11 protein-coding genes are annotated in these 8176 nt (G+C 39.1%); 1 reads left to right on the top strand and 10 read right to left on the bottom strand.

Translation table 11 applies throughout. The features are described from left to right. Positions 1 to 154: 154 nt before the first annotated feature. The 3 genes from B5771_RS03495 to B5771_RS03485 form a co-directional block, all read right to left on the bottom strand. Positions 155 to 1114: a tyrosine-type recombinase/integrase gene (locus B5771_RS03495; RefSeq protein ID WP_242966718.1), complete on the bottom strand. Its 960-nt coding sequence runs from the start codon at positions 1112 to 1114 to the stop codon at positions 155 to 157. 169 nt (positions 1115 to 1283) lie between these two features. Beyond that, positions 1284 to 2081 carry a sporulation transcription factor Spo0A gene (gene spo0A, locus B5771_RS03490; RefSeq protein ID WP_088186284.1) on the bottom strand — a complete coding sequence of 266 codons (798 nt, stop codon included), beginning with the start codon at positions 2079 to 2081 and terminating at the stop codon, positions 1284 to 1286. A 266-nt stretch (positions 2082 to 2347) separates the two neighbouring features. Next, a complete protein-coding gene (locus tag B5771_RS03485) occupies positions 2348 to 2872 on the bottom strand; it encodes a GNAT family N-acetyltransferase (RefSeq protein WP_088186283.1) in 525 nt (174 codons plus the stop codon). Positions 2873 to 3002: 130 nt separating this feature from the next. Between B5771_RS03485 and B5771_RS03480 the strand changes: the two genes are divergently transcribed. Continuing rightward, positions 3003 to 3191, top strand: coding sequence for a ferredoxin (locus B5771_RS03480; protein WP_047808246.1), 189 nt, complete (start codon positions 3003 to 3005; stop codon positions 3189 to 3191). Positions 3192 to 3318: 127 nt separating this feature from the next. Here the strand turns inward: B5771_RS03480 and B5771_RS03475 are convergent, their stop codons facing one another. From B5771_RS03475 to B5771_RS24105, 7 genes are all read right to left on the bottom strand, one after another. Beyond that, positions 3319 to 4200 (bottom strand): DUF1858 domain-containing protein, encoded by an 882-nt coding sequence (locus B5771_RS03475; protein WP_088186282.1) that lies wholly within the window; start codon positions 4198 to 4200, stop codon positions 3319 to 3321. Between the two features lie 9 nt (positions 4201 to 4209). Beyond that, positions 4210 to 4356 carry a hypothetical protein gene (locus tag B5771_RS24110; RefSeq protein WP_170932579.1) on the bottom strand — a complete coding sequence of 49 codons (147 nt, stop codon included), beginning with the start codon at positions 4354 to 4356 and terminating at the stop codon, positions 4210 to 4212. 151 nt (positions 4357 to 4507) lie between these two features. Further along, positions 4508 to 6094 (bottom strand): peptide ABC transporter substrate-binding protein, encoded by a 1587-nt coding sequence (locus B5771_RS03470; protein ID WP_088186281.1) that lies wholly within the window; start codon positions 6092 to 6094, stop codon positions 4508 to 4510. Positions 6095 to 6276: 182 nt separating this feature from the next. Further along, positions 6277 to 6729, bottom strand: coding sequence for a hypothetical protein (locus B5771_RS03465; protein WP_088186280.1), 453 nt, complete (start codon positions 6727 to 6729; stop codon positions 6277 to 6279). A gap of 200 nt (positions 6730 to 6929) precedes the next feature. Beyond that, a complete protein-coding gene (locus B5771_RS03460; RefSeq protein WP_047808250.1) occupies positions 6930 to 7280 on the bottom strand; it encodes a hypothetical protein in 351 nt (116 codons plus the stop codon). Positions 7281 to 7431: 151 nt separating this feature from the next. Further along, positions 7432 to 7971 carry a CDP-diacylglycerol--serine O-phosphatidyltransferase gene (gene pssA / locus B5771_RS03455; RefSeq protein ID WP_047808251.1) on the bottom strand — a complete coding sequence of 180 codons (540 nt, stop codon included), beginning with the start codon at positions 7969 to 7971 and terminating at the stop codon, positions 7432 to 7434. Positions 7972 to 7974: 3 nt separating this feature from the next. Beyond that, on the bottom strand, positions 7975 to 8112 hold the full coding sequence (locus B5771_RS24105) for a hypothetical protein (protein WP_161796405.1): 138 nt from the start codon (positions 8110 to 8112) through the stop codon (positions 7975 to 7977). Positions 8113 to 8176: the final 64 nt, after the last annotated feature.

Below are 8176 nucleotides of genomic sequence, written 5' to 3'. Positions count from 1 at the left end.
TCGCTGTTCCCAGAGCTGCAGAGTTTCAGCTGTGGATTTCAACCTAAAAACCTCCCATCTGATCACTTGTCTAGAGTGTATCAGATGGGAGGTTGAGCTACACGACGGTGTTTGTTCCACCGCTTACTTATTTATTTGGCTGTGTATGACTATTTTATTCCAAATCAAAATTACTTAAGGGACTAAATCTTTGGTATTGTCTACCAACGCTTTCATCGTCCAATTGTAAATAGACTTTTGTAACTTCTAAGGATGAATGACCTAAAATTCGTTGAAGAGTTGCCAGATCACCACCATTAAGCAAATAATATTGAGCGAAACAAGCTCGAAGCCGATGAGGAAATAATTCTATATTATGCCTATTTCCGATTTTACGTAAGGCATGTTCATACGTCGTGATTAACATTTTTGTTCCTCTATTAGTAGGAAATAATAAATCATGAGTCAAGTATCTATCCTTATATTGTAACCATCGTTTAAGTTCTTGTTTCATTTTCGGCGAAAAGAATACCAATCGTTCTTTTTTATTTTTGGTATTTTTTAGGGCTATCGCTTTACTTCTCAGATCAATGTCATTAACTTCGATATTTAAACACTCGTTTATACGACATCCTGTGTCTAGGATAAGTAGAGTGATAATATAATTCCTATACCCATTGAATCTTGTTTTGTCAAAAGCAGATAAAATTTGATTAATTTCCTGATTTGTAAGAAGTGGTTTTAATCGTTCGGAACCCTTTAATAACCTGATCTTTTCAACTGGATTTTTACTTATTTCATCTTCATCAGACATCCAGTTGAAAAACACCTTAATATTTCGCACATAATTATTGATAGTATTTACGCTAATAGATTTACCTTGGTCTTTACGTGCATAAGGGGTATTGACAGAATACTTTCCCCTCTCTTGTAAATTTTTAATATAAAATCTAATGTGACTTTTTGAAACGTCTTCTACTTTTTCAATCTGAAATTCTTGTTTTAAATATTGAGCGAATAGTTTTAGGGTTTGCTCATACGAGCGAATAGTTTTTTTAGAGAGATTTTTGCTTAAACAAAAGAGTAAAAAATCCTCAATACTTAATTCGAAATTTGACAATTTCAAGAGATACACCCCTCATTTTCCCAAATAGGAGTGTGTTTGCGGATAAAAAATTAGTAGATATGAGGCAAACTAGTTTATAGGTATTTAAGCTCAAAATATACAGAATAAAAATAGTTTGTTGTCATTTCCCTTTTTTATCCATACTCTGAAACCCTTAATACATCTACATTTGCAGCAGCTAACTAACCTTACTCATTACTCTTAATTTGTCAGCTAAAAGAGCAATGAACTCTGAGTTTGTTGGTTTCTGACGTTCTATGTTCATCGAATAACCAAATATTCGTTTTAGGGTATCCGTATGTCCTCGTTCCCAAGCTAATTCAATCGCATGCCGAATTCCGCGTTCCACTCTGCTCGGTGCCGTATCGAACTTTTTGGCAATTCCTGGGTAAAGCTCTTTAGTAACTGCCCCTAACAGAGAAACATCTTCAACCACCATAAGAATTGCATCACGTATATATTGATATCCTTTGACATGGGCAGGAATACCAATTTGATGCATCATTGTGGTTACTTCCACACTTAAATTTACTCCATTACCAACTGTTGTGACCGATGGAGCGGATGTTGTAAACTGAGTTGGGGCAGTTGCCGGCAAATCTTGCGTTAAGGAACGAATTCGCTTATTTAATATTTCCAAATCAAACGGTTTAAGAATGAAATAATCTACTCCCAGTAACATTGCCTGATGAGTGAGGGACTCCTGTCCAAAAGCAGTAAGCATTATTACCTTAGGACGCGGCATTGTAGTACGGCTATTTACACGTTCTAAGACCCCTAATCCATCTAAATTAGGCATAACCAAGTCAAGAATAATTAAATCCGGTTCTTGAGTTTGAATGAGTTCCCAAGCTTCCAAACCATTATTAGCTATGCCAACAACGATTACATCTTCTTGTCCTTGGAGGTAGTTCTGTAGCATTTGACATAAATTACGATTGTCATCCGCCACAATTATTTTGATTTTCTTACCCATTCGACCATCATCCCGCCTTAATCGTATTCCGGTAGACTATTTCTCACTTCGAAACTCCGGTGCCCTTATTATACGTTAAGGGCAATGTCGAAATCGCAAATAATAAGGAAACTAGGCAAAGCTGTTTAAAGAGCTGTAAGGCTGATGGGTTAAGGTTTTTGGATAATACTGGAAATAATTTTTGACGCAAAATCTTCCTGTATTTTCCATTAGAGTGAGATAACTTTCTATTGAGAATGAAATAATGAGAACATAATCGAGATTAATCAAAAAGAATTATCCGAAATCTCGTCAATATTACAAATCATCTTTTGAACCGCGATAACGTCGAGCCATTGACCAAATTTTATGCCAACTTCCCGATAATGACCGACCTGGCAAAAACCGTTTTTTTCTGCCAACCTTAAACTGGCTGTATTCGATCCTGTTATTAGACCAATTAACGAGTGATAATCTAAGGATTCAGCACAGTCACAAAGATGTTTAAGAAGCATATCCCCCACACTTTTTCCCTGATACTCTGGAGCAATATAAATCGAGAATTCTCCAGTCGGCCGATAAGCTGCTCTGGGATGAAAGGGAGATATACTCCCCCAGCCAATGACTCTATTTTGATCTACAGCAGCATATAATGGATACCTTCCCTGATGTTCTTTAAACCAGTGTTCATTCTGTTCAATTGAACGTTCCTCAAGGTCAAAGGTCGCAACTGAGTTCAGTACTGCCCAGTTATAAATTTCCCGCATTCGTTCCATATCGTCCTTTTCTGCTTTACGTATAACAACGTTCATAGCCTTATCCGCCTCACTTACCAAAAACTTGTTTTTTAGCTCAAAAAAATTCTATTTATATAACAGTAATATGAATAGACTACTTTGACAAGGGAAGAATATCATTAGATTTGGTGAAGGAGGGTACATAATGATTGCCGAAGTTGACAAAGATACGTGTATAGGGTGTGGAGCTTGCCCTGAATTTTGCCCTGAGGTCTTTAAGATGGACGACGATGGCTTAGCAACAGCTTATACCAACCCTGTTCCCAGCGATGTAGAAGACACTGCCAAAGAAGCAGAAGAAGGCTGCCCCGTTGATGCTATTACTGTAAACTAATACTGAATAACCCTTATATTTAATGGACCTCTTTAGAAGCTGAACAACTGAAGCCTTTTAGCAGCTTCAACCCTGGAAAAGGTAGCAGGCGCGGATATAAACATCCGCGCCTGCTACCTTAATTTATTCACTGGATTTGCTTTTCCGCATAATCATAAATACCTTCAAGACCTATACGATCAATAAGCCGACCTATTCGTTCCTGAGGTTTTGCATTTTCTTTATAGTAGGTAATGACCGCATCCACAACAGGCAATACCTGATCCCTCTGGAGGTTTTCAAAAAGAATGTTGCCTTGTCTGGGCTTAACTCCGCCATTCCCTCCAACATAAAGATGATACCCTTTACTGGTTCCCATTAAGCCAAGATCCACCGAAGCAGCATCAGTGCATTTATTTGGGCAGCCGGCAACACCAATTTTAAATTTTGAAGGTAATTCTAAGCCGTGATACCGTTTGTCAATCTCCATACCTAACGCCAACGTTTCTTGAAGTCCGCGTTTACAGAAGGTATCGCCCGGACAGACCTTGACGCTTCGTACGCACAAACCAACGGCATGCCCTGGATCCATTCCTAACTCATCCCATATTTTAGGCACATCTTCCGGTTGTAAACCAACAATAGCAATACGTTGGGCCGAAGTTACTTTTAGAGCTTGGGCCTTATACTTCTCCGCAACATCAGCAATCTTGCGTAAGATCTCCGGGGTCACGACGCCAGCCGGAATATGGGGGGCAATAGAATAGGTTTTCTTATCCATTTGGAGTATAGAACCTGAAGGCTGTGCCTTTGCCGCTGCTTCGGGAGAGAGTTCACCCTGTTCAACCGCATTTACTTTTTCCAGTAAGAGATTGGGGTCTAAATGGTGCATTTGAGCCGCATTGGCTAAGGTTTCATTTACCGAAAAGGCGCACCCAAGACAATGTAATCCTAATTCCTGCATTGCCTCCGCTGTCTTCGGGTTTGCCGCCATAATATCTTTTAACTTCATATCAAGTGTAAAGTGCATATCCGTCTCCTATCCATGAATAAGCATTGGCAGACAATGCGTACAAACATGTTTTTCTTCACCTTGGTGAACATATGTCAAGATAGGTGTCAATTCGCTAGTTGTTCCACATTGGTCACACTCAAGTTCTGGAGCTTCTTTTTTAACATTTGCCATAGTAGTTTACCTCCTTCTTTATATTCGTTAGTCTAGCACGTTAACTTTTGGCAAAGTGTGACTTAACACACGTTTTTGTGTGCTTTTACGCACCCTGCTTAGATTGTCAATCTAAGTTTAAACGATTCATAAAGAAACTATACAACGCAGATTATTGCACTGCAGCGTACTTAAAGTCAAAGAAGTCCAAGGGGGAAACTATAACTCCTTTAATGTTATCTTTGAGGATATAGTTCTGAACATAATAATAAACAGGAATAATCGGCATCTCTTGCATAAGTATTTTTTCGGCTTCATGCATTGCTTCCATACGGACCCTTTGGTCGGGGTTTTTTTGAGCCGTTTCAATATTCTTGTCATATGCTCCGTTCGACCAACCAGTTTCGTTATTACCGCCGCTTGAAAGAAATATAGCCAAAAAGGTCATAGGATCAACATAATCACCAATCCAACAAGCTCGAGCAATGTCATAGCTCAATCCTTGTTGATTTTGTTGATAATTATCCCATACCTGGCCTTGCAGATTCACATTGATACCCAAGTTTCTTTTCCAGCAATTTTGAATTGCTTGAGCAGGCAGTCGTTGTTTACCATTGGTATTATAGAGTATCGTTAAAACTGGAAAATTTCTGCCATCAGGATAACCGGCCTCAGCCAGAAGTTGTTTAGCTTTAGCAATATCTTCAGTGATTAAATTCCCGCCCATTTTGCGGAAGTCCTTGTCTGGAACGGCATCCGGAATTGTTCCGGGAACGAAAGCATAGGCTGGAATTTCACCCCCTAATACATTCCCCATTAGATCTTGGCGATTTAAGGCAATGGATAAAGCTTGACGCACCCTTAGATCGTTGAGAGGTTTTTTTGTCGTATTAAAGCGATAAAAATCTGTCCCCAACATCGGAGCCGTCTTCAAATTGCCATCTTTTTTTAAACGAAAGATATCTTCTGGTACGAGGTTATTCAGTCCATCTAATTTTCCTGCTTCAAAGGCTGCAGTCGCTTTATTTCCATCTTGCGCAAGATAAAAGTCGAGTTCTTCCAATTTAACATTCACAGCATCATAATAATTAGGGTTTTTTACGAGGATCATTTTATCTTTATGACTCCATTTCTTAATCATAAAGGGACCGTTGCCAACAAATACTGTACCATCTGCATACCAATCATTATGTGCTCGAGCGTTCTGTTGATCCACGGGGAAATACGTGGGTAGAGCTAAGAGAGATTTGAAGAATGGGCAAGGAGTTTCTAAGGTTACTTCCAGAGTTCTGATGTTCACCACCTTAATGCCGACATCCTCTGCTTTAACACCACGTGAGTAGTAGGCTTCAGCATTCTTAATATAGAATAATTGGTAAGCATACGCTGCTTTGGCCTCGGGTTTAAGGGCATGCATCCAGGATGCTTTAAAATCGTATGCAGTCAGTGGGTCTCCATTGCTAAATTTAGTATTTTTTAATGTAATCCTATAGATCAACCCGTCAGGAGAAACTTCAACGTTGTTAGCAACTGCCAGCTGCGGGACGTTGTTCTTGTCTAGACGCGTAATACCTTCAAACAAAGCCATCTCAATTATAGCTTCGGGAATACCGCTATACAGCTGTGGATCAAGAGTCTCTGGTTCACCGCCCGGGGCAAAACGTATTTTCATTTCCATTGAAGTACTACAGACTATTAGAAAGAATCCAAAGATAAGAGTAACGGCAATGACTGCCAAAAGACGTTTATTTCTCTTCACGTTTCATTGCCCCCCTTGGTTATGCTCAATGACGATACATTTGTAAAGCATATGTTTAAATTTAACAGTATGTAAAAAAAAGAACGCAGTTTTTGTGGTTTCATAAGCTGCATTCTAAAATTTAATTTTGATCCAATCGTAAGACTCCCACTTCAAGTGGGAGCGATTCCCAAAAATAAGGTCTATTGTGCAAGAGCTTTCATCCGCTTAAATTGTTGGATTCGCCAACCACTTGCAGTTTGTCGTAAGCCCATTGAAAAGGTAGCACTTTCAACGTTTTGAATAGGTGATAACCAGAAAACTCGAACAACGACTCCCTGAGTATTGTTGGGCTCAGAATTTAAAAACTCAATCTTTTGCAGCGATAATAGTGGATCTTTATTGAGTAATGCCACCCATGTTTTAAAGTCCTGTTCATCCATAGATCCTTCCGGCAAAAGTAAAAGTTCTTGGGCCAAATCGGTTTGGCGTTTATCCATAAGAGACCAAAAATGTTGAACAGTTGTTTTGGGATCACTTTGATACTGAGGATCTGCCATTGTTGAAATTACTGTTTGAGGTGTCTGAATCATAATAATAGTTACTAAACAAACGATTGATAAACCTAAAATCCATACATAACGACTCTGCCGCATTGTTTTCCCCCCTTGCTTGTCTCTATTACCATTTTAGGAGGGAAATGTGATTTTATTCCACTAGCCAAAAACTTTTCTTAAAACATTAAGTACGAACTCAGGTAATCGTACATAGTAGATACGCATCAAAATTCCTCCTTTGCCTCGGATTAATTAACCACCTAGAGGTAATGTATGCTTGCAAGGTTCTGAATTCCAAATTAAACAGCTTGGTAATTTTTAACTGCTTCTTCAAGCTGGGCAACAAGCTGACGTTCCTCTTCTGTATTGGCGGTAAAATATAGACGACCGATAATGCCTGTAATTATTTTAATAACGTCTTCCAAAACCAAGGACTCTTTCATCGCTAATTGAGCACTTGTTTCGATAAGGGCAATCCCAAACTGATGACCTACTCCCTCTTTAACCATACGTGTACAGCTTTTTCCTAACAATCTCATAACCAGAGAAGCTTCTTGAACATCAAGTTGGCGTACGACATCAATCGTTGTCGTCAGACCTTGAACCATCCTTAATCCTACGCTATTCCAACTAACTTGCTGATTATCCATAAAATGCTTCCTCCTTAGTGTTCACAGTCTTGTGCCATACTATATGCCGGAACTCCTTCAAGGGTGAAAAAACGAGCAGGAATCTATTATTCCTGCTCGTTATAAAAGACAAATTAAGATAAATCATAAAATAATTCCGATCAGCATTTTATTATTTTCCAAGCTTCGGAACCTTAAAGGTTGAAACCATCAAAAATGCGAGGATAACCATACTGAAGGGATAAACATACCAAGGCAGCATGTGTCGAATAAACATTAGTAAAGCCATAAGACCACCAGCGAAAGTAATGGGAACTCCTACAAAATAAGTTTTGATATTGAGCATATTAAAACGTGCCAAACGTACTGCACCACACAAGGCAAAAACCACAGCGATCCCTAATCCAATATACCTAATATAGCCAGATTGAAGGGGTTGGAGAATACCTTGATAGGTCAATATAGCAGGTGCAACACCAAAGGACACTAAGTCACTCAGTGAATCAAGCTCTTTCCCAAAATCCGAACTAACCGAAAGTCGGCGAGCCACTTTGCCGTCCAAACTATCCATAAGCACTGAGAGCAAAATCATTGTCGATGCTAAATCAAAATTCGCTTCTAATACCCACACCAAGGCAAGGAAACCAAATAGAAGATTTGCAAGAGTAAATATGCTCGGAATCATTCGAGCCGGGATTGGTCTTCCACTCATTCTTTATTCACTCTCCCTATTCCATTGATTCCGACTCACCATATCTTCTTTACGAACGAGTACATGGAAATTTACGGGCAAAAAGAGTTCTTCTCCTGCAAGATGAACCCAATCATTACACGATAGGGGATATTGTTTCACCTAAAAAGTAACCTCCTCTCGATTTTCTCTAGTTTACCATTTTTGTGATGATTATTAAAGCTCC

The organism is Desulfosporosinus sp. FKA (genome assembly GCF_002196785.1).
Taxonomy (GTDB): domain Bacteria; phylum Bacillota; class Desulfitobacteriia; order Desulfitobacteriales; family Desulfitobacteriaceae; genus Desulfosporosinus; species Desulfosporosinus acididurans.
Note: the sequence above shows the minus strand (reverse complement) of the source record. Positions and strands in the feature narration are given on the sequence as shown.